This window comes from Massilia sp. Root351, from assembly GCF_001425045.1.
In the GTDB taxonomy this organism is placed as follows: domain Bacteria; phylum Pseudomonadota; class Gammaproteobacteria; order Burkholderiales; family Burkholderiaceae_D; genus Rugamonas.
Map to the genome: position 1 here is coordinate 302,105 of NZ_LMDJ01000023.1, position 21,425 is coordinate 323,529.

The window sequence follows — 21,425 nt, forward strand, 5'->3', positions numbered from 1 at the left end:
AAAATTGTCGCTTGCATGCGTAGCAGTGATTGTCCCGCCACTCTGTAAGACTAGACTGACAACGCGAAAAAGCCACCCCGAAAAGCCACTCGGCAAGCCAGCCCCCTCGGGATTCAAAACTTGGTGAACTGGCTTTCGTCCAGGGTGCTGGCGGGCGCCAGGGCCGCCGCCGGGCCGGGGCGCTGCGGGCGCGGCTTGGCCGATTTCACCGAACGCACATTGGAACGCGCCGGCTGCTCCTCGCTGGCGTAGCGCTTGAACAGCGCCATCAGATGCGCCAGGTGGTCGGCCTGCGAACTCATCTCTTCCGAGGTGGCGGCCAGTTGTTCCGAGCTGGCGGCGTTGGTCTGGGTGGCCTGGCTGAGCTGGCCCACGGCGGCATTGATCTGGCCCACGCCTGCCGACTGCTCTTCGGATGCGGCGGCGATTTCCTGCACCAGATCCGAGGTGCGGCGGATGTTCGGCACCATGGCGTCCAGCAGCACGCCGGCCTGTTCGGCCAGGTCGACGCTGTTGGCCGCCACTTCGCCGATCTCCTGCGCCGCCACCTGGCTGCGCTCGGCCAGCTTGCGCACCTCGGCCGCGACCACCGCGAAGCCCTTGCCGTGCTCGTGCGCGCGGGCCGCCTCGATGGCGGCGTTCAGGGCCAGCAGATTGGTCTGGTAGGCGATATCGTCGATGATGCTGACCTTTTTGGCGATCTGGCGCATGGCCGCCGCCGTGGCTTTCACCACTTCGCCGCCCTTGGCCGCTTCCTGCGCCGCCTTGGTGGCTATGCCGTCGGTGATGCGGGCGTTCTCCGCGTTCTGGGTGATGGAAGCGGTCATCTGTTCGAGGGAGGCGCTGGTTTCCTCCACGCTGGCGGCCTGCTCGCTGGAGGCCTGCGACAGCGATTGGGCCGTGGCGCTGACCTCGGTGGAGGCGCTGGCCAGCGCGCCGGTGACTTGCTGGATGTCGCGCACGATGCTGCTCAGGCTGCGTGAAATCCACACCGCCAGCAGGCAGCCCAGCACGGCGATCACCACCGCGAAGGACAGGATCCACAGCTTGGCCTGCCGGGCGATGCCGGTCATCTCGGCCGATTCGGCCTTGGTCTCGGCGGCATTGACCTCGCGCAAGCGGGCGCTGGCGGTGGCGATGCCGGCGTCCGCCCCCTTCACGGCCTTGTCCAGGTCCGCCACCGTGGCGCCTTTTTCGCGCAGCGCCTCCAGGTGCGCCATCTGCTGGCCGTATTCCTTGGTGGAGGCCAGGATTTCATTCAGCAAGCCTTGCTCTTCGCGCGACACCTCGCCGCCGGCCAGGTAGCTGTTGGCGGCCTTGTCGATCTCGGCCATTTCGGTGCGGAATTTGGCGGCATAGTCGCCGCCGCGCAGCACATAGTTCTTGAAGCTGTGCGTGGCGCGCCCATGCGCCGCGGCGATGGACATGACAGCGTCCTTGCGCGCCAGCGTCACGCTCTCGATATTGTTCCAGCGTCCCAGCAGGGCGCTCAGGCTGGCAAAAGCCGTCAAGCCCAGCAGTACGACCAGGATCACGATACCGCCCAGTCCAACATGCAGCCGGGTCTCCATTTTCATGTGCTTCAGCATGGCTTTTCCTCCTGACGGCGCGGGCCGCTAAGAAGGACATTGTGCCGCAATCGGCACGCACAATTGTCACCAAATCCCACAATGCCGCATTTACCTCAGCTTTGTTCCGCATCCACAACATAGCAGTCCCGGCCGTTGCGCTTGGCCTCGTACAGCGCCCGGTCGGCGCGCGCGATCAGGCTGGACGCTGTCTCGCCCACGCCTTCGCCGCCGCCCTTGTACAAGGCCACGCCTATGCTGGTGGTCACTTGCATCGGTGAACCATTGACCGTGAACGGGGTGCGCACGGCGGCCACGATCTTGGCCGCCAGCTGCGCCGCTTCGCCGCCCTGGTCCACGTTCTCGAGCACGATGATGAACTCGTCCCCGGCCAGGCGCGCCACCAGGTCGACCGCCCGCACCGACTGGATCAGGCGGCTGGCGAACTCTTTCAGCACGTCGTCGCCGGCGCCGTGGCCCAGGCTGTCGTTGATGGCCTTGAAGTGGTCGATGTCGAGGTAAGCCAGCGCCATGCGGCGCGCCAGGCGCTGGCTGCGCGCCATGGCTTGCTGCAAAACCTCCTCGAATTTGCGGCGGTTGGCGATGCCGGTCAGCGCATCGACCCGGGCCAGCTCGATCAGCTGCTGTTCCACCGCCTTGATGCGGCTCATGTCCTGCGTCAGCGCGTACACGCCGGCCACGCTGCCGTCGGCCCGTACATCCGGCACGAAAGTGGTTTCCAGCGTGCGCAGGTCGCCGTGCAGGCGGGCGCGGTGTTCGAAGCAGACGCGCTGGCCGGCGAAGGCGCGCGCCAGCTGGGGCAGGGTTTTGCCGTAGGCGGCCGCCCCCATCACCTCGCGCAGCGGCCGGCCGGCCAGGCTGGCCGGGTCCAGGCCCAGCCAGTGCTGGAAAGTGGCGTTGCCGAAGCGCAGGGCGTGCCCGCGGTCTATATACGAGATCAGCGCGGGCAGGTGGTCGGTGATCAGTTGCAGGCGTTGCTCGCTGGCGGCCTGGGTCAGCTCGGCGTTGCGGCGCTGGGTGATGTCCATCGACATCGCGTAAATGCCCTGCACCTGGCCGGCGGCGTCCACGTCCGGCACCAGGTCGGTCATCAGGTGCAGCGCGCGCCCCAATTGCACGCCGTCGCGTTCCTCATGCACGCGTTCGCCGCGCAGCGCAGCGTCCATCTTGTCCTTCCAGTTCAGGTAGACCGCCGGGCCGAACACTTCGCTGACCGACTTGCCCAGCATGGCGTCAGGGTCCATCCCCAGCAGCACCTGGTAGTGCTCGTTGGTGAAGCGGTAACGCAGGTCGCGGTCCAGGTAGGCCACCAGCGCGGGCATGCTGTCGGCGATCATGCGCGCGCGGTGCTCGCTGGCGGCCAGCTGTTCCTCGTGCGCCACCCGCTCCGAGATGTCGTGCAGGAAGGCGGTGGCGATCATGCCGCTGTCGTGGCGCAAGCTGCCGATCGACAGCTCCACCGGGATCTCGTGGCCGTCGCGGTGCTGCGCCGCGATGCGGGTGCGTTGCAGCCGGCGCTGGCGCGGCAAGCCGTCCGGCGCGCTGCGGCCGGCGGCCAGGCGCATGATGCCCAGCGCGTGCGCGCTGCGCAGGCGGGGCGGCACGATCAGTTCGGCCACGTTGCGGCCCACGGCTTCGTCGCGGCGCCAGCCGAAGGTCTGCTCAGCCTGTGCGTTCCATTCGGTCACCGTGCCGTCGGGGCCGGTGCTGACGAAGGCGTCGGGCGCATGCTCGAGGATGCTGCGCACCAGGCTCTCGCTGGCCAGCACGCGCTCCTGGGTGGCGGCGCGCTCGGCGGTCAGCTGGTAGAACGCCTCGCTCAGCTCGCCGATTTCGTCCTGCCGCCCGGTGCGCAGCGACGCCAGGTCGGTGCCGCCCCGGCGCAGCAGCGCCACTTGCGAGCGCAGGCGCTCCAGCGGCGCCAGCAGGCGGTCGATGGCCAGCCAGGCGACCAGGCCGGCCACCGCCGCGAACACGCTGGCGGCCAGGATGGCCCGCTTGCGCAATTCAATCAGCGGGGCGAAAGCCTCGTCGGTGGGATAGCGGGCCGCCACGATCCAGTTGGTGGCCTTCAGGCGCTTATATGAATAGATGCCTTCGTTGCCGTCCTTGTTTTTCGCCTCGGTCCAGCCCTCGAAGCCGTTCAGCGCCATTTCCGTGGCGCGGTTGTAGCCGGGCCGGTCATTGATGTTGCGCAGCAGGCGCTCCGGCGTGGGGTGGTGCAGCAGGATGCCGCTGGCCGTCATGATGAACATGAAGCCGGTCTTGCCGGGCTTGAGGCCATTGATCGGGCCGAAGAAGTCGGACTGCTGCAAGTCGATGCCGGCTGCGATCACGTAGGCCACTTCGCCGCGCGGGTCCAGCACCGGCTGGGTCATCAGGACCACCGGGCGGCCCGACAGCCGGCTCAGGAAGGGCGCCGAGATCAAGCCGGCGCGGCTCTTGACGGTATTGTCGAAATAGGGCGCGCCGGCGGCGGAAAGACCTGCTTCCTTCAGGTCCGGACGCATGGTGGCGACCATTTTGCCGCTGCGGTCGAACGCCACCACGTTAAAGAATTCCGCGCCGACCGCAGGGCGGGCCAGCAGCAGCGCCTGCAGCGCGGCCGGGTCGCTGTGGATGCCGGGCGGCAGGCCTTCGGGCAGGGTGGAGAGCAGTGCGCGCTTGGCTTCCAGCTGTTCATCGACATAGGAGGCGGCGGTCGACAGCACCGCATACTGCTGGGCGCCGATGACGGCCTTCATGTCGCGCTCGGCCAGCATCAGCGCGACAGTGGTGACGATGGTGGTGGCGGCCAGCACCAGCAGGATGACAACCGTGGTCATCCGGGATTTCAGGGTACGTGGCAGTAAGCCGGCTGGGGCCATGTCTTTGAGCAAGTCGTTCGGTAGCGTGGAGTATTGCACACCCGGCCCCGGCTAGCCACGGAATTTGGAACGAATGGCGCGCCGGCCGCACATGCCCTACAATTGCTGCACCGCATCTAAACAGAGCCCCGAGTGATCTCCAAGCCCGTCCTGCTGGCCGCCGTAGCGGCCGCCGTCCTGTCCGCCGCCGGCGCAGGCTACTATTACACCCACCGCGCCGCGCCAGGCGCGGGCGCCGGCGCTCCAGTTGCCGGCCAGCCCGGCGCCGCCGGCGCCCCCGCCCCGGCGCAGCAGGCCATCGCCGGCCAGCTCAAGGAAGTGCTGGCGGCCTACCGCAAGACCATCGTGCTGCTTGCAGATGAACAGTCGCTGAGCGAGGCGGAGAAATCGCGCGCCAACCAGGTCGGGCAGGGGCTGTTCCACGACAACCAGCTGCGCATCGCCCGCATCGACGAGGCGCTGGCCGCGCTGGCGGCGTCGGCCGACGCGGGGCGCTTTGCCGGCATGGGCGCGCTGCTGGACTATATCGAGGCCGATCCCGGCCTGTACGACGCCGACCGGCTGGCGTTCCGGGAACTGCTGCAATCGCTGCGCGGCTATGTGGCCAAGGACGGCTCCCTGCCTGCCATCAAGCTGCACAAGCGCATTTCGGAGGACCTGGACGCGCTGGCCGAGATCGAACGCAATTACGACCAGGAGATCAAGCAGATCTTCGGCCGTTTCGAAACGCGCGGCATCGAGCTCAAGCGCGAGCGCTGGGACGACTACGTGGCGCACCTGAAGAAACTGTACAGCCGCGAACAGATCCTGAAGGAATACGGCGTGGTGATGCCGTATCCGCAGCCGCCCGCCGGCGCCGGCGCTAGCCCGGCCAAGCCGGAGGACGGCGAGATCTTCGGCAAGGCGCTGCCGAAAAAGACCGTGGTGCTGACCTTCGACGACGGCCCGCACAAGCGCTACAGCGAAGAGATTGCCGCCATCCTGAAGCAGTACGGCGCGCCGGCCGTGTTCTTCGAGGTGGGCCGCAACATCGGCAGCGTGGACGGCGCGCAGCAGGCCAAGCTGAACGGCGGCGCGGAGGTGAGCCGCAAGCTGAAGGCGGCCGGCTACACGCTGGCCAACCACAGCTACAGCCACGCCCAGCTGTCCAAGGAAAGCGGCGACAAGCTGCAGGCCGAGATCCTGAACACCGACGTGCTGCTGAAGGCGGTGGACGCCGAGCGCTCGCCATTGTTCCGCTTCCCCTACGGCGCGCGCAACAGCGAGGGCATGGCCATGCTGCACAAGGCCAAGCTGCAGTCGGTGATGTGGAACATCGATTCGCTGGACTGGGCCGACCCGGTGCCCAGTTCGATCGCCGGACGCGTGCTGCAGGGCGTGGAGAAGGAAGGGCGCGGCATCATCCTGTTCCATGACATTCACGAGCGCACCGTGAAGGCGCTGCCCATCATCCTGGACCGCCTGGTGGCGGAAGGCTACCAGTTCGCCGGCTGGGACGGCACCGCCTTCAAGGCGGCGCAGGGCGCGTCCGCGCAAGCACCGGCCCCGGCGGCGCCGGTGTCCGTCGGCTACGGCAACTCCTGGGCCATTGTGATCGGCATCGACGACTACGCGAAGTGGCCCAAGCTGCAGTACGCCGTGCGCGACGCGCAGGGCGTGCGGCAGACGCTGATCGACAAGTTCGGCTTCGCCGCCGAGCGCGTGGTGACGCTGAAGAATGCGGAGGCCACGCGGGCCGGCATCCTGCGCGCCTTCCACGACCGGCTGGCGCATGGCGGCGTGCAGAAAAACGACCGTATCTTCGTGTTCTTTGCCGGCCACGGCGCCACGCGCAAGCTCAGTTCCGGGCGTGACCTGGGCTACATCGTGCCGGCCGACGCGGACCCGAACCAGCTGGCCACGGACGCTATCCCGATGACCGAGATCCAGAACATCGCCGAGAGCCTCAGCGCCAAGCACGTGCTGTTCGTGATGGACGCCTGCTACAGCGGCCTGGGCCTGACGCGCGGCGGCTCCTCGTCGTCCTTCCTGCGCGACAACGCCAAGCGCATCGGGCGCCAGATGCTGACTGCCGGCGGCGGCGACCAGCTGGTGGCGGACGGCGGCCCGAACGGCCATTCGGTGTTCACCTGGACCCTGCTGCAGGGCCTGGGCGGCAAGGCCGACCTGAACGGCGACGGCCTGATCACTGCGACCGAGCTGGCGGCCTATGTGGCGCCGGCGGTGGCGGGCGTGTCCAGCCAGACTCCGGCGTTCGGCAGCCTGCCGGGTTCCGAGGGCGGCGACTTCGTGTTCGAGCTGCCGGCCGAGACCGAGTTCCTGGGCGCGGGCACGGCGCAGCTGTCGAACGACGCCATCGCGCTCAATTCCAAGCTCGATGCCAAGGCCGAGGCCAAGCAGGACGCCAAGCCTGATGCGGCGCCGGTGGCCGTCACCATCAAGGACTTGCAGGGCAAGGACCAGGCCATCACGCCGCCGGCGGCGGTGCCGGTGTCCGCGCGCCAGCTGGCCCAGCGCGCCAACGACCGTGGCCTGCAGCTGTACAAGGAAAAACAGTACGCGGCGGCCGAGGCGCAGTTTACCGAGGCGCTCAAGCTGCGCGCCGACTTCGCGCTGGCGGCCAACAACCTGGGCTTCGTGTTCTACAAGCAGGAGCGCTACCCGGAAGCGGCGCGCTGGTTCGAAAACACCATCAAGATGGACCCGTCGCGCGCCATCGCCTATCTGAACCTGGGCGACGCCACGGCGCGCGCCGGCGACGGCAAGCGGGCGCAGGGCGCCTACAAGACTTACCTCGAACTGGCGCCGAACGGCAGCGGCGCGGCGTATGCGCGGCAGCAGCTGGAGAAGCTCTGATGGCGGTGACGGAGCGCCTGTGAAGCCTATCGAAGGCATCCTGTGGGACAACGACGGCGTGCTGGTGGACACGGAGCGGCTGTTCTACCAGTCCAACCGCGAGCTGTTCCTGCCGTTCGGCGTGGAGTTGACCGAGCTGGATTTCTTTAACTGGTACCTGGCCGACAACTGCGGCGCGTGGCACCTGCTGGCGCATCTGGGCATGAGCGAGGAGCGCATCGCCGAACTGCGCGCAGGGCGCAACCGGCGCTACTCGGAATTGCTGCTGGGTGCGGCCGTCGAACCCATCGCCGGGGTGGCGGAGCTGCTGTCCGAGCTGGCGCCACGGCTGCCGATGGGCGTAGTGACCAGCTCCATGGGCAGCCATTTCGAGCTGATCCATTCCAGGCTGGACCTGCTGCGCCATTTCCGCTTCGTGCTGACGGCGGAGCACTATGCGCACAGCAAACCGTCGCCCGAGCCGTATTTGCTGGGGCTGGAGCAGCTGGGACTGGCGGCAGGCCAATGCGTGGTGGTGGAGGATTCGCCGCGCGGCCTGCAGGCAGCCACTGCAGCGGGCATACGCTGCATCGTGCTGCGCAACGCGCTGACGCGGCACTATGACTTTCCGGGCGCGTGGCGCATTGCCGACGACATGGCCGGCCTGCACGCCGAACTGGCGGCGCTGGCCGGCGCGGAGCGCTAGCGCATGGCGCGCTTTCACCTGTGCTGGGAACTGGGCGGCGGCCTGGGGCACGCCGGACGGCTGAAGGTGCTGGCCGCGGCCCTGCTGGCGCGCGGCCACGAGGTGAGCGTCAGCCTGCGCGACCTGGCGCAGGCGCATGGCCTGTTCAGTGGCCGGTTCAGTGACCCGTTGCGCGCCGCTCCGGGCGTCATGGGCGCGCGCGGGCCGCAGATGCCCGCATTGCGCACGCCCCCGCTGCAGGCGCCGGTCTGGCTGCACCGCACCGAAGGCATGCCGCCGAACCACGCCAGCCATGCCGAGATCCTGCTGACCGCGGGTTATCTGCAGGCGGAGCCGCTGGCAGGCCTGGTGGCCGGCTGGCGCTCCATCTTCAGCCTGTTGCGTCCCGAGGTGGTGGTGGCGGACTACGCGCCCACCGCCATCCTGGCCGCGCGCAGCATGGGTTTGCGCAGCGCCTCGGTCGGCTCGGCATTCTCCATGCCGCCGCCCGGGCGCGCCTTGCCCTGCCTGCGTGAATGGGAGAACATCGCGCCGCAACGGCTGGCCGATGCCGAAGCGCGCGTGCTGCAAGCCGCCAATGCCGTGCTGGCGCACCATGGCGCGCCGCCGCTGAGCTGGGCCGCCGATCTGCTGCTGGGTGACGCGCCGCTGCTGACCACATGGCCCGAGCTCGACCCGTTCAGCCGCACCGCCGGCGCCGCTGGCGTCGAATGGTACGGCCCGGCCTTCCTGCCGGCCGGCGGCGCGCCGCCGGCATGGCCGCCGGGGAACGGCCCGAAGGTGTTCGCCTATCTGAAACCGGCCATGCCGACCACGCGGAAGTGCTGGCTGCGCTGGCGCAGCAAGGCTGCCGGGTGCTTTGCTACTTGCCGGAAGTCGCCGGCGGCAAGGCGCCGCCGGTCACCGCGCCCAGCCTGGCGTTCGCGCGCGGGCCGGTTGCGCTGCAAGCCGCACTGGCCGAGGCGCAGTTGTGCGTCGCCCACGGCGGCGAGGCGACCCTGGCGCAAGCCATGCTGGCCGGGGTGCCGGTTTTGATGCTGCCCATGCAGCTGGAACAATTCCTCACCGCGCGCCGCATCGCCGCAGCCGGGATGGGCGTGAATGCCGCGATGCTGGCCAAGCCGCCCGACTGGCGCGCGCTGGTGCGCCACATGCTCGCCACACCCGGTTATGCAAACGCTGCGCAAGCATACGCCGCGCGCGCACAAGGCTACAAAGTGGAAGAGATGGCCACGCGCGTGGCCATGGCGCTGGAACGGCAGGCTGCGGGGAGCTGAACGCGCTTTTCAGCACAGCTTGGTACGCTTGGCCAGTATGTCATTTGGGACGCGCCGGGACGATGCCTGCATCCGGCCGCACGGGATCGCCGGCGCGCAGGCGGGCGATGCAGGCGGCGACTGCGCGCGCCACCACGCGGACCTCTTGCTGGAACTTCTGCTCGCGGTCCAGCACTTCATGGCTGTCGGCATAGGATTCGTAGTAGCCCAGATACCGGTCCAGCTCGGCCTGGCCGCCCGCGCTCACCAGCCCCATCCAGCTCAGCCAGTCCGACAGACTCCGCCGCAGGCTTTCCACGCCCGCCACGTCGCCATGCACCACCAGCCCGTAGGCGCGCCCAGCCAGGTGCTTGGGGTAGCCCCAGCCGGCCAGCTCCAGCGCCTTGGCTTCGGCCGCCTGCTTGCCGTGCGTGCTGGTGGGGTCCGGATTGCCGCCGTCGGCGCAGACCAGCCGGTCTATCATCAGCTTGAGCGGGCTGGGCGCCTGGTACCAGTACACGGGCGTGAGGATGATGACGCCGTGCGCCGCCACCCATTTCTCGTAGATCTCGGCCATCCAGTCATTGGTCTGGCGTTCCGCGTGGTTGGGGTAGCAGCTGCACGGCCAGTGGCACAGCGGCATGGCGGTCGAGACGCAGCCCTTGCAAGGATGGATGTGCAGGTCGTAGCTGGAGGTCAGCAGGCTCAGGTCCAGCACATCCGTTTCGATCTGCTGCGCGGACAGCGTTTCACGCGCCAGTTGCGCCATGCGCCAGGTCTTGGACACTTCGCCGGGGCAGGTGCCGTCGTTGCGCGCCGAGCCGATGATCAGCAGCGCGCGCGAAGGCGTGGCCGGATCCTTCTGTCTGTGTTCGGCGGCGCGCAGGCGCTCGCGGGTGGCCACCCATTCGGCCGACAGCTTGTATCCGGGATCGGCGTAGCCTTCGCCGGCGGCCTGGGTGACAGGCGCCTTGCGGCCCGCATGGTAGTTATTCCAGGCCACTTCCTCCACCTGGTCCAGGGCGCCGCGCACCGCATCGAATGCTGGATCGAGGAAGGAACGCTGGAACTGCAGGCGGAACTCCTGCCGTTCCAGCGGTTTGGGCGCCTGGCCCTTGCGTATCTTTGTCATGGCGGCCTCCGGAGGAAGCCTCAAGCTTGCCACTGCCGCGGCAGGCGCTCTGTACGCTAACGTACGGTCAGAACTCCTGCCATTCGCCGTCGGCTTCATGCACCGGCGCGGCGCCGCCCGCCGCCTTCCGTGCGGCTGGCTTGGCCGGACCGGCCGGGGCGGGCAGCTGCGCGGCGGCCTTGCCGGCCGGGCGCGGCTTCGGCATGCGGCTGACAGTGGCGCCTTGCGCCTTGGCGGCGCCGTCCGCCAGCGTAAACACGCCCACCGTGCCCGACAGTGCCAGCGCTTGCTCGCGCATCGCGGCCGCCGCCGCCGAGGCCTGCTCCACCAGTGCCGCGTTGCGCTGTGTGGTTTCGTCCATGTCGCAGATGGCGCTGTTGATCTGTTCGATACCGTCCAGCTGCTCCTGGCTGGCCGACGCGATCTCGCCGATGATATCCGTCACGCGCCGCACGCTGGCCACGATGTCCTCCATCGTATGTCCGGCCTGGTCCACCAGCCTGGCGCCCCCGTCCACCTTGTCGACCGAGTCAGCGATCAGCGCCTTGATCTCGCGCGCCGCCGCAGCCGAACGCTGCGCCAGGTTGCGCACTTCATTGGCCACCACGGCGAACCCCCGGCCCTGTTCGCCCGCGCGCGCCGCTTCCACGGCCGCGTTCAGCGCCAGGATATTGGTCTGGAAAGCGATGCCGTCGATAACGGCAATGATGTCGACGATCTTGCGCGACGATGCGTTGATGGCAGCCATGGTGTCGACCACCTGCGCCACCACCGCGCCGCCTTTGCCCGCCACGTCCGACGCGGACAGCGCCAGCCGGTTGGCCTGGCGCGCGTTGTCGGCGTTCTGCTTCACGGTCGAGGTCAGCTGCTCCATCGAGGAAGCGGTTTCCTCCAGCGAACCGGCCTGCTGTTCGGTGCGTGCCGACAGGTCGGCATTGCCGGACGCGATTTCCGCCGACGCGGTGGCAATGGTGTCCGTCCCCACGCGCACCTGGGTGACGATGCGCACCAGGCTGTCGTTCATGTCGCGCAGCGCCGCCGTCAGCTGGCCCGCCTCGTCGCTGGAGCGGACTTCGATTGCCGAGCTCAGGTCGCCGCCGGCCACGGTGCGCGCCACTTTCACGGCATGGCCGAGAGGGCGCACGATGCCGCGCGTGATGTACCAGGCCGTGGCCAGGCTCAGGACGGCGCCCGCTGCGCCAAGCAGCACCATGAGCAGGCGCGCGTTGGCCGCCACGTCCTGCGCCGCCTGGCCGGAGGCCTGCATCAGCGCCACCTGAAAATCGATCAGCTGATCCACCGCCGCAAAATAGGCCAGCTGTTCGCCGCGCACGCGCTGGTACAGGGTGGCGATGGCCGCTTCGCGCTCGCCGGCCTTGGCCTGCGCCAGCAGCACGGCAGTGCCGGCGCCGTAGCTGGCGCGCGTGGCGGCAATGCGTGCCAGCAGGGCGCGCGCTTGGGGCAGCGTCACTATGCTGTCCAGCCTGGCCAGATGGGCATCGGCTTGCCTGGCGCTCTGCTCCGCCAGCTCCAGTTCGGCCTTGGCCGCCGCCGCGTCCTGCATCAGCAGTATATTGCGCAGGCTGCGCGCCTGCTGGTTGGCGCTGTTTTTGATCTCGTTCAGCAGGCGGATCTTGTTGTAGCGGTCGCCTATGGTGACGCCGATCTCGCCGCTGACGGCTTGCAGGCGGGTCACGCCGACACCCACCACGACGGCCATCAGCAGCACGGTGAGCGAGAAGGCGATGGTGAGGCGGTGTCCGATCTTGATATTGGCGATATTCATCTGGCCTGGTTTCCCGCGTGTTGTTTGAATTCTGGAAAAATAGTGTAGCAGTGCTATTTTTATTTTTAAAGAAATATTTCTTGATAAGAATCCATAAAAAATTTGTATGATCGTTTTTGCTACACAATGTGAAACTGCTAGGGTGGAAATGTTGCGATTTACGCCAAGCACGGTGTACACTCGATTGCAAGTTGCAGAGGCGCAAGCACCGCCATTCGTGGAAATCGCATAACCGTGGAGTCTGTTCCAACGTGTATTCACAAACGCAAATCGATCCGGTCGTGAGTTTCCAGAATGCGCAGGGCGAGACGGTGCGCGCCACCATCGTCAACCTGCAGCGGCGCGCGCTGGTGATGGAGGTGTACAACCCGTATTCCATCGTGCAGGCCAGCGAAGTGCTGAGCGAACTGACGGTGCGCATCGGCACCCGCTGCGGCTATTCGGGCAAGGCGGTGGTGGTGAGCATCGTCAACACCGGACTGACGGCCGTGGTGTCGGTGACGCTGATCGACGAATGGCGCGAGCTGGGCATGGAAGGCATGGCCGGGATGGGCGATATGCACGGCGGCGGGCTGGCGTTGTCGCCCGGCGCCGTGCGCCGCGAGGCCAGCCAGTTCGTTGCGGACTGGGACGAACGCTTCCGCATCCGGCGCGATTACCAGATCGCCATCAACGAAACGCGCGCCTACCTGTCCGAAGTGGCGCGCTGGGTGGAACAGGTGGATCTGTCCGGTGCGCTGCCCAGGGAGCACGGCAAGCTGCGTGCCGACGTGTTCGCCGAACTGGCCGAGCCGCTGGTGCTGCGCACCAAACGCTATTTCGGCGACATCAACGCCGAGGCGGCGCTGGTGGAGGACGAATGCGCCGCTTCGCACCGCGCGTTCGCCCAGGCCGCGCTGCATCCATTGATACTGCGCGCGCCTTTCGTGTTCCGCACCTACACCAAGCCGCTGGGCTACGCGGGCGACTACCATATGGTCAACCAGATCCTGGACGATCCGCGCCAGGGGCCCAGCACCTATTTCCAGATCGTGAACGCGGCCTTCCTGCAAACGGCGGTTGCGCTGGCGCACCGCAACCGCATCGACATCCTCACCGCCTTCCTGAAGCGGATGGCCGACGCGGCGCGCGCCTTGGGGCGGCCGTTCCGGGTGCTGAACGTCGGCTGCGGCCCGGCGGCGGAACTGCAGCGCTTCATGGCGGAGTACGACGAACCGCACTGGCTGTCATTCGAACTGGTGGATTTCAACGGCGAAACGCTGGAATGGACCAGCCAGCGCCTGGGGGCCATCAACAACAGCCTGCGGCGCCAGGTGACGCTGCGCTTCATGCAGGACTCGGTGCAGCAGTTGCTCAAGCGGCGCGTGGAGGCCGAACCGGCAGGGGAATTCGACGTGGTCTACTGCGCCGGCCTGTTCGACTACCTGTCCGACAAGGTGTGCGCCCGCATGGTAGCCCACTTCACGGCGCGCATGCGCTCCGGCGGCCACCTGCTGCTGACCAATGTCCACGCCAGCAATCCGGAGCGCCCCGGCATGGAGCACCTGCTGGAATGGTATCTGATCCACCGCGACGAACTGAAGATGCAGCAGCTGCTGCCGTTCGAGGCGCTGCACCGCAAGGTGTACCTGGACGCGACCGGCGTCAACGTGTTCGCGGAAGCCGGCATTCCATGACCGGGCGGGGCGGCAGCTACGCCTCCGTGCTGCGCGCCTACCGGCTGCGCTTCAGCCGGGGCGGCGCCTTCACCGCGATTGCGCTCATCCTGCTGGGTACAGGCCTCGACTACAGCCTCTACCCCGCCCATCAGCTGGAATTCGCGCTGGCGCGCGTGGCCACCGCGGCGGTGCTGTTTGGCGTGGTGCTGGCCATGCGCAACCCGTGGGGCGAGCGCAATGTGCAGTCCCTCACGTTTTGCTGGCTGCTGGCGCCGCAGTTGATGATAGCGTGGATGATCCAGCAGACCGAGGGCGCCAATTCCATCTATTACGCGGGCCTGAACCTGGCCGTGTTCGCGTCCGGCATCGCGCTGCCGTTCAGCCTGTGGCAAAACCTGTCGCTGGGCGGCCTGACCTATTTGAGCTACTTCGTCGCGTGCTATCTGCATCCGGCCGGGGTGCAGTGGGCTGGCGCCTTCGCCGTCAACTCCATGTTCCTGGTATTCACCGCGATTGCCAGCGCGGTGTGCACTTTCTACAACGAGCAGGCGCGCTTCATGCTCTACCGCCTGAAAGCCGAACTGGCGGACAACAACGCCCAGCTTGAAGCCACCAACCGCGACCTGGCCGAGATCAAGGGCCAGATGCTGCAGCAGGAGAAGATGGCGGCCCTCGGCACGCTGGCGGCAGGCCTGCTGCACGAAGTAAACAACCCGGTCAACTACTGCATGATGGCAATCGACGTGGCCATCGAAGACCCGGCCGCGCGGGCCAGTGAGCTGGTGAGCGAATGCCTGGCCGACGCCAAGCAGGGCATGCAGCGCGTGCAGCACATCGTGTCCGACCTGAAGACCTTCGCCTACCGCAAGCAGGACGCCGACCACTACAGTGCGCGCTTCATGTTCGAGCGCGCGCTCGATTCGGCGGTGCGGCTGGTGAGCCACGAAACCAAGGGCGTGCGCATCCGCCGCGAGCTGCGCGGCGACACCATGGTGCGCGGCGACGAAGCGGCCATCATCGGCGTGCTGATCAACCTCATCAGCAACGCCGCGCTGGCCATGCGCAAGCACGGCACCGCCGATCCGGCCATCGACATCGTGGCCGAAGCGGGCAGCGGCGCGGCCGCCGAGCGCCTGCGGGTCAGCGTGCGCGACAACGGCCCCGGCATCCTGCCCGAGCACCTCGGCCGCGTCTTCGAACCTTTTTTCACCACGCGCGAAGTGGGCCAGGGCCTCGGCCTGGGCCTGAGCATCAGCTACAGCGTGGTGCAGCGCCATGGCGGCACGCTGGTGGCAGACAGCGCCGTCGGGTTCTGGACCCAGTTTACATTCGACCTGCCATGTGCAGCCCATCCATCGTGACATGAAATTCCCGCGTTCAGAGAAGGAAAAAGCATGAGCGACACCAGCAATCACAGCAAGCCAGGCACACCGCCGCCGGCCATACTTTACGTGGACGACGAGGTCACCGCCCTCAAATACTTCCAGCGCGCGCTCGGCACGCTGGCCCCCATCCTCACCGCCGCCTCGGTGGAGGAGGGCAAGCGGCTGCTGGACCAGCACGCCGACAGCATCGCCGTGCTGGTGTCCGACCAGCGCATGCCCGGGGCCTATGGCAACGAGCTGCTGGTCTACGCCTGGGACAAATACCCGCACATCATCCGCATCCTGACGACCGCCTACGCGGAACTGGAGCACACGGTGGAAGCGGTGAACCAGGGGCAGATCCACCGCTACATGCAAAAGCCGTGGGACATCGCCGCGCTGCGCATGGAGATGAAACAGGCGCTGGACCTGGCCCGGCTGCGCAAGGAACACGCCCAGCTGCTGCGGGAAAAGCTGCTGGTGCGCCAGCAGCAGACAGTGGCCGCCCGCATCGGCACCATCTACACGCTCAGCGCCAGCATCGCCGGCCAGGTGTCCTACCTGCCGGTGGATGCCTATCTGTCGGCCGCGCTGCTGGCCGGCATGACGCCGCCGGAGCCGGACTGGCTGCTGATGGACTACGCCGACCTGACCGCGTCCGAAGCCTTCCGCAGCGCCGCCTTCGGCCTGGCCGTGCGGGAGCAGCTGGCAGGCATCGAGCAGCGCTATCCGCAGGCCGAACCGGCGCGGGCGCTGGAAATGCTGGCAGAAGTATTCGGCGACAGCTGCGCCGCGCTGGGCGGCACCGGCGTGCAGTTCCAGCGCGGCGCCGGCCTGGCCGAATTTCTTGAGACGGCGACCGGCGATGCACTGTCGGCGCAGCACGCGTTCTGGCTGGCGGCGCTGCTGTGGCTCGGCAGGCACGGCTGGTCGCTGCAGGTCTGCCATGGCGAAGGGGGCACGGTGCAAGGCAAGCTGGCGCAAGCCGACAGCATGCTGACGCCGGCGCAGCTTGCGGCTTGGGTGGAACAGTTCTAGCGCGGGGCGACGACGGAGCTTGCTAGCGGACTGGGGCCAGAGTATATTGATTTGACAACATTCACTGTTGAAGGAGCGGTCTGTGACCCTGCACGCTAGCGCAATCCCCGAAACATTCCTCGCCAAGTGGCAAACCACCACCGACGTCATGGCCGGCATCTTCGACGTGCCGGCCGGCTTGATCATGCGCGTGCTGCCGGAGCAGATCGAAGTGCTGGTCTCCAGCCATAGCGAAGGCAATCCCTACGAAGCCGACGAAAAGGCCAAGCTGAACACCGGCTTGTACTGCGAGACGGTGATGGCCACGCGCGGGCTGCTGCATGTGCCGGATGCGCTGGAAGACGAGGACTGGCGCTGCAATCCGGACGTGGCGCTGAACATGATTTCCTATCTCGGCGTACCGCTGCTGTGGCCCGATCAGCAGGTGTTCGGCACCATCTGCGTACTCGACAGCAAGAAGCGCAACTACCAGCAGAAATACGTTGAACTGCTGTGGGAGATCAAGAAGAGCATCGAGCGCGACTTCGTGGTAATCGAGCAACAGGAACAGCTGGAAGCCAGCAATGCCGAACTGCGCCTGGCCATGCGCCAGCAGGAAGCGTTCTCGCTCAAGCTGGCGCAGTCCAACCAGGACCTGCACGCCGCGCTCATGCGGCTGACCTCGCTGCAGGACGAACTGTTGCGCTCCGAGAAAATGGCGGCGCTGGGCGCGGTGGTGGCCGGCATCTCCCACGAGCTGAACACACCGATCGGCAACAGCCTGCTGGCGGCCAGCACGCTGCAGTCGCGCACCGCCGAGTTCGCGCAGGAGATGGGGCGCGGCCTGACGCGCAGCCGCATGCAGGAATTCGTCGGCACGGTGGAGCAGGGCGCGGCCATCCTGATGCGCAGCCTGGACCAGGCGGCCAAGCTGGTGGCCAGTTTTAAACAGGTGGCGGACGAGCAGGCGGCCGACGGCCGGCGGCGCTTCGACCTGGGCGACGCGGTGCGCAGCGCGCTGCAAGGCCTGGACCAGGCGATCACCGACAGCGGCCACCGCGTGCTGTGCAGCATAGGCCCCGGCATAGAAATGGACAGCTACCCCGACCAGCTGGGCCAGGTGGTGGCGCAACTGATCGCCAACGCGGTGCAACACGCCTTTTTGCCCGGGCTGGCCGGCACGGTCACCATTGCCGCCGAGCCGGACGGCGCAGGCCAGGTGGCCATCACCGTGACCGACGACGGCCTCGGCATTCCGCAGGACAACCTGGGGCGCGTGTTCGATCCCTTTTTCACCACCCGCATGGGCAAGGGCGGCAGCGGACTCGGGCTGCACATCGTCTACAAGCTGGTGACCACGACCCTGCACGGCAGCGTGGAAGCCAGCAGCAGCGACGGCGCGGGCGCGTGCTTCACGGTGACGCTGCCGTTGCTGGCGCCGGCGCCGATGCGCAAGCCCGATCGTGCGCCGCCGGCAGGGCCGATTTTGTAGTATCGGCGGTATCTTCACTGCCAGGAGAAGCGCCATGCCACGAGGAGCCAGCCCGAAACGGGAACGCGAGTACAACGAGCTTGAAGAAAAGTTCGAAAAGGAAGGCCGCTACAAAGGACGCGAGGAAGAAGTGGCGGCGCGCATCGTCAACAAGCAGCGCAAGGAAAGCGGCGAGACCAAGGAACAGAAGGGCAAGCAGGGCGACGCCGCGCTGCCCATCAAGAACTACCAGCAGCTCACCGTGACCGAGATCCGCAGCCGGCTCGATGAGCTGACCGCCGCCCAGGTGCGCAAGATCCGCAGCTTTGAAGCGGCGCACAAGAACCGCAAAGGCGTGCTGCAAGCGCTGGAACGGCGCAGCAAATAACGCTACACTGCCTCCATAACAATCTGATGGAGACGGCAATGCGCTATACCGGAAGCTGCCACTGCGGCAACGTGAAGTTCGAAGTCGAAGGAGAGATCACTGGAGCGATGACGTGCAACTGCTCCATTTGCCAGCGCAAGGGCGCCCGCATGGCCTTCTTCCCGCGCAGCGCCCTGACGCTGCTGACGCCGGAAGACAAGCTGGCCAGCTACACTTTCAACAAGCACGTCATCCACCACCGTTTCTGCCCCGCGTGCGGCATCCACACCTACGGCGAAGGCGTAGACCCGCAGGGCAACGCCATGGCTGCCGTCAACATCAACTGCCTGGAAGACATCGACATCTACGCACTGCCGGTGCAGCAGTACGACGGCCGCGCGCTGTAAGCCGCCCTCAGCGCAGCGACCGCCCGCCCACCACCAGGGTCACGTCGTGCGGCTGCCAGCGCGGCGCCAGTTCGCGCAAGGCCTGGCTGGCGCTTAGCAGCGCGGTGAAAATCAGCAGCACGCCCATGGCGCGCGCGGTCACGACGGCGGCGCGCGGATGCGTGCTGAACCAGCCGCTGGCCTGGCTGGACGCAAACGCCAGGGCGCCATAGACGGCCACCTGCGTCACCGCCGTGATCGCGCCCAGCACGCCGGACTGCAGCCAGAGCGGGCCCTGGTCGGTCTTCAGGAATTGCGGGAAAATCGCCAGCATGAAGATGTACGACTTGGGATTGAGCAGGCTGGTCATCATCGCGCGGCGGAAGATGACGGGCGGCGCCAGCACTTCGCGGCCGGTGGCGGGCCGGAACACGCTGTCGCTGCGCAGGAAAGTCATACCCATCCACGCGATATAGGCGGCGCCCGCCAGCAAGATCACGTTGAACAGCGAGGGCCACAGCTGCAGCACGACGGCGATGCCGGCCGTGGCCATCAGCAGGTGGCAGAGCCCGCCCGCCACAATGCCGCCCACCGCCGCCAGTCCCGCGCGGCGCCCGCCGAGGATGGAGCTGGCCATGACGTAAGCCATGTCCAGCCCCGGCAGGGCGATGATGCCGAATACCACCACGAAGTACAGCCACAGGTTGGTGCTTTGTTCCATTTGAATCTCCTTCTTGATTTCTTGTGCGAAGAAGGAGCATAAAGTTCAAATAGGACAGATTCCGCCCTGATTTTCTGCTATCTTTGGCGGCATGTACCATCCAACCACCCGAGTCCTGGCCGTGCTGGAGCTGCTGCAGACGCATGGCCGCCTGAGCGGCGCCGAGATGTCGCGCCGGCTCGAAGTCGACGGCCGCACCTTGCGGCGCTATATTGTCATGCTCGAGCAGATCGGCATCCCCATCCTGAGCGAGCGCGGGCGCCACGGCGGCTACGCGCTGATGCCCGGCTTCAAGCTGCCGCCGATGATGTTTACGGACGACGAGGCGCTGGCGCTGGCGCTTGGCTTGCTGGCCGCGCGCAGTCTGGGGCTGGCCGAAGCGGCGCCGGCGGTGGCCAGCGCGCAGGCCAAGCTGGAGCGCATCATGCCGGCCGGGCTGAAGCAGCGGGTGGGCGCCATCGACGAAACGGTGCGGCTCGACCTGGCGCGCGCCACCGCGCCGGAGGACAATGCCGCGCTGGTGACGCTCAGCTCAGCGGCGCAGGCGCGCCGCCGCGTCCAGCTGCGCTACCAGCCGCCCGGCGCGGCCGAGAGCGAGCGCGGCTTCGACCCCTACGGTCTGGCGTTCTACGACGGCTGCTGGTACGCGGTCGGCTACTGTCATCTGCGGCAGGACATGCGCACCTTCCGCCTGGACCGGATTGTCACGGCGTCGGCGCTGCCGCAGCGCTTCAAGCGCCCGGACAGTTTCGATGCGCTGGCCCACCTGCGCACGTCGCTCGCCTCCATCCCGCGCACGCACGCCACGAAGGTGTTGCTGAACACCGACCTGCGCACGGCGCAGCGCTTCCTGAAGGACGCGATCGGCCTGTTCGAGCAAACCGCCGACGGCGTACTGCTGCACAACCAGGCCGACGACCTGTCGTGGCTGGCGCGCCAGCTGGCCGGCTTGCCGTTCGGCTTCCACATCCTCACCCCCGACGCCCTGCGAGGCGAGCTCGACACGATAGCGCAGCGCCTGTCGCAAATCGCCCGCGTCCGCTAAAATGCGCCCGCCCCGGCGCGCCCCTGCGGCCCGCCATGGCCCTTGAGACACCCAAGCGAGCTGTGCCGCATTCCACCCAAACCGGGGTCAGACCCCGGTGGTGGGTGGAATGCGGCACAGCTCGCTTTCGCAACTGTTTGTTTATTTAGGGATTTATGATTCGGAAATTGGTAATAGCCGGCGTTTTGGCGCTGGCAACGGGATGGGCGGTCGCCGGCGCTTGCCCTTCTCATTATGTCGATGGGCGTACGCCGGAGATACGCAACGGTAAGCTGGCTTCGGCGACCAGGGAATTGTGCTACGGGGTGTTCGGTGTCATGCATTCGGGGATCACGCGCACGCCGCTGTGGTCGGCCGAGCATCTGACCTCCGGCAACGTCGAGCAGGCGCGCGAGCTGGACCGGGAGAACTCTTTCCATCCCGAGCCGCGCTTGCCGCGCAGCGAGCGGGCCGAGCTGTCCGATTACGCGCGCAGCGGGTTCGACCGCGGCCACATGGCGCCCAACGGCGACATGCCTGACCGCGCCACGCAGCGCGACAGCTTCACGCTGGCCAATATGGTCCCCCAGGATGCCGACAATAACCGCCAGGTCTGGGCCGCCATCGAGCAGGCGGTGCGCAAGCTGGCCAAGAAGGAGGGCGACCTGTACGTGATCACCGGCCCGGCCTTCCTGGGCAGCGAGCTGCGCAAGGTGGGCAACGTGCTGGCGCCCAGCCATCTGTATAAGGTGGTGTACAGCCCGCGCCAGCGCGCCGGCGCAGCCTACTTTGTCGAGAACAAGGCGGACGTCAATTATGTCACCATGAGTGTGGCGCAGCTGGAAGCCAAGATCGGCATCGACCTGCTGCCTTCGCTGTCGGCGCGCCAGAAGGAAACCATGCTGCGCCTGCCGAGCCCGAAGATCCGTAAACGTTAACCAGAGTGAAGAATGAACATGGCAAACAAATTCATCCCGTACGCGAACGAGGCCGACGTGCTGCACATCGGTGGCCTGATGATAGAGAACCGCCTGGACCGCATTACCATCAGCGGCGATATCGACCTGAGCCTGGACCAGGCCGGACTGGCCGACGCGCGCGCGCTGCACGCCTTGCTGGGCGACGTGCTGGCGCAGATGGAGGCGCAATCCCTGCCGGCAAATCTGCCGGCAGCCGACGTGAAGACCGTTAAGAATCCGTTCGAATAAGTCAAGTTCAGCGATTTTGCTTGCTTCATCATGATAAT

At 67.1% G+C, this 21,425-nt stretch carries 18 protein-coding genes; 13 read left to right on the forward strand and 5 right to left on the reverse strand.

Features of this window, described 5'->3' with window-relative positions; all coding sequences use genetic code 11:
- Positions 1-113: 113 nt before the first annotated feature.
- Positions 114-1,589, reverse strand: a complete 1,476-nt coding sequence (locus ASD15_RS18440; RefSeq protein ID WP_057156478.1) for a methyl-accepting chemotaxis protein — start codon at positions 1,587-1,589, stop codon at positions 114-116.
- Between the two features lie 95 nt (positions 1,590-1,684).
- On the reverse strand, positions 1,685-4,414 hold the full coding sequence (locus tag ASD15_RS18445) for a diguanylate cyclase domain-containing protein (RefSeq protein ID WP_057156479.1): 2,730 nt from the start codon (positions 4,412-4,414) through the stop codon (positions 1,685-1,687).
- A 174-nt stretch (positions 4,415-4,588) separates the two neighbouring features.
- Between ASD15_RS18445 and ASD15_RS18450 the strand changes: the two genes are divergently transcribed.
- The 4 genes from ASD15_RS18450 to ASD15_RS32780 are packed head-to-tail and all read left to right on the forward strand — an operon-like array spanning position 4,589 to position 9,274.
- Positions 4,589-7,312, forward strand: coding sequence for a polysaccharide deacetylase family protein (locus ASD15_RS18450; protein WP_057156480.1), 2,724 nt, complete (start codon positions 4,589-4,591; stop codon positions 7,310-7,312).
- 19 nt (positions 7,313-7,331) lie between these two features.
- Positions 7,332-7,997 carry an HAD family phosphatase gene (locus ASD15_RS18455; protein ID WP_057156481.1) on the forward strand — a complete coding sequence of 222 codons (666 nt, stop codon included), beginning with the start codon at positions 7,332-7,334 and terminating at the stop codon, positions 7,995-7,997.
- Between the two features lie 3 nt (positions 7,998-8,000).
- Positions 8,001-9,032, forward strand: a complete 1,032-nt coding sequence (locus ASD15_RS32775; protein WP_057156482.1) for a hypothetical protein — start codon at positions 8,001-8,003, stop codon at positions 9,030-9,032.
- Complete coding sequence (locus ASD15_RS32780) at positions 8,966-9,274, forward strand: glycosyltransferase (RefSeq protein WP_162249918.1); 309 nt, start codon at positions 8,966-8,968, stop codon at positions 9,272-9,274. The genes ASD15_RS32775 and ASD15_RS32780 overlap by 67 nt, the downstream gene beginning before the upstream one ends.
- Before the next feature lie 40 nt (positions 9,275-9,314).
- On the opposite strand, the gene ASD15_RS18470 is transcribed toward ASD15_RS32780, so the two are convergent.
- Positions 9,315-10,385, reverse strand: coding sequence for a flavodoxin family protein (locus ASD15_RS18470; protein ID WP_057156484.1), 1,071 nt, complete (start codon positions 10,383-10,385; stop codon positions 9,315-9,317).
- A 67-nt stretch (positions 10,386-10,452) separates the two neighbouring features.
- Positions 10,453-12,171, reverse strand: coding sequence for a methyl-accepting chemotaxis protein (locus ASD15_RS33675; protein WP_057156485.1), 1,719 nt, complete (start codon positions 12,169-12,171; stop codon positions 10,453-10,455).
- A gap of 251 nt (positions 12,172-12,422) precedes the next feature.
- On the opposite strand from ASD15_RS33675, the gene ASD15_RS18480 reads away from it, so the two are divergent.
- The 6 genes from ASD15_RS18480 (at position 12,423) to ASD15_RS18505 (ending at position 18,455) form a co-directional block, all read left to right on the forward strand.
- Positions 12,423-13,847 carry a class I SAM-dependent methyltransferase gene (locus ASD15_RS18480; protein WP_057156486.1) on the forward strand — a complete coding sequence of 475 codons (1,425 nt, stop codon included), beginning with the start codon at positions 12,423-12,425 and terminating at the stop codon, positions 13,845-13,847.
- On the forward strand, positions 13,844-15,190 hold the full coding sequence (locus ASD15_RS18485) for a sensor histidine kinase (protein ID WP_057156487.1): 1,347 nt from the start codon (positions 13,844-13,846) through the stop codon (positions 15,188-15,190). Before ASD15_RS18480 ends, ASD15_RS18485 begins: the two co-directional genes overlap by 4 nt.
- A 33-nt stretch (positions 15,191-15,223) precedes the next feature.
- Positions 15,224-16,231, forward strand: coding sequence for a response regulator (locus ASD15_RS18490; protein ID WP_057156488.1), 1,008 nt, complete (start codon positions 15,224-15,226; stop codon positions 16,229-16,231).
- An 82-nt stretch (positions 16,232-16,313) separates the two neighbouring features.
- The gene (locus tag ASD15_RS18495) at positions 16,314-17,702 is read left to right on the forward strand and encodes a GAF domain-containing sensor histidine kinase (protein WP_229418254.1); all 1,389 of its coding nucleotides are present in this window, start codon (positions 16,314-16,316) and stop codon (positions 17,700-17,702) included.
- Between the two features lie 34 nt (positions 17,703-17,736).
- Entirely contained in the window at positions 17,737-18,069 is a 333-nt protein-coding gene (locus tag ASD15_RS18500) for a hypothetical protein (RefSeq protein ID WP_057156489.1), read from the forward strand.
- Positions 18,070-18,107: 38 nt separating this feature from the next.
- Entirely contained in the window at positions 18,108-18,455 is a 348-nt protein-coding gene (locus ASD15_RS18505; RefSeq protein WP_057156490.1) for a GFA family protein, read from the forward strand.
- A 7-nt stretch (positions 18,456-18,462) separates the two neighbouring features.
- On the opposite strand, the gene ASD15_RS18510 is transcribed toward ASD15_RS18505, so the two are convergent.
- The gene (locus ASD15_RS18510; protein WP_057156491.1) at positions 18,463-19,155 is read right to left on the reverse strand and encodes a LysE family translocator; all 693 of its coding nucleotides are present in this window, start codon (positions 19,153-19,155) and stop codon (positions 18,463-18,465) included.
- Positions 19,156-19,246: 91 nt separating this feature from the next.
- Between ASD15_RS18510 and ASD15_RS18515 the strand changes: the two genes are divergently transcribed.
- The 3 genes from ASD15_RS18515 (at position 19,247) to ASD15_RS18525 (ending at position 21,387) form a co-directional block, all read left to right on the forward strand.
- Positions 19,247-20,200, forward strand: a complete 954-nt coding sequence (locus ASD15_RS18515) for a YafY family protein (protein ID WP_057156492.1) — start codon at positions 19,247-19,249, stop codon at positions 20,198-20,200.
- Between the two features lie 155 nt (positions 20,201-20,355).
- The gene (locus ASD15_RS18520) at positions 20,356-21,117 is read left to right on the forward strand and encodes a DNA/RNA non-specific endonuclease (protein ID WP_057156493.1); all 762 of its coding nucleotides are present in this window, start codon (positions 20,356-20,358) and stop codon (positions 21,115-21,117) included.
- Between the two features lie 18 nt (positions 21,118-21,135).
- Positions 21,136-21,387 carry a hypothetical protein gene (locus ASD15_RS18525; RefSeq protein WP_057156494.1) on the forward strand — a complete coding sequence of 84 codons (252 nt, stop codon included), beginning with the start codon at positions 21,136-21,138 and terminating at the stop codon, positions 21,385-21,387.
- Positions 21,388-21,425: the final 38 nt, after the last annotated feature.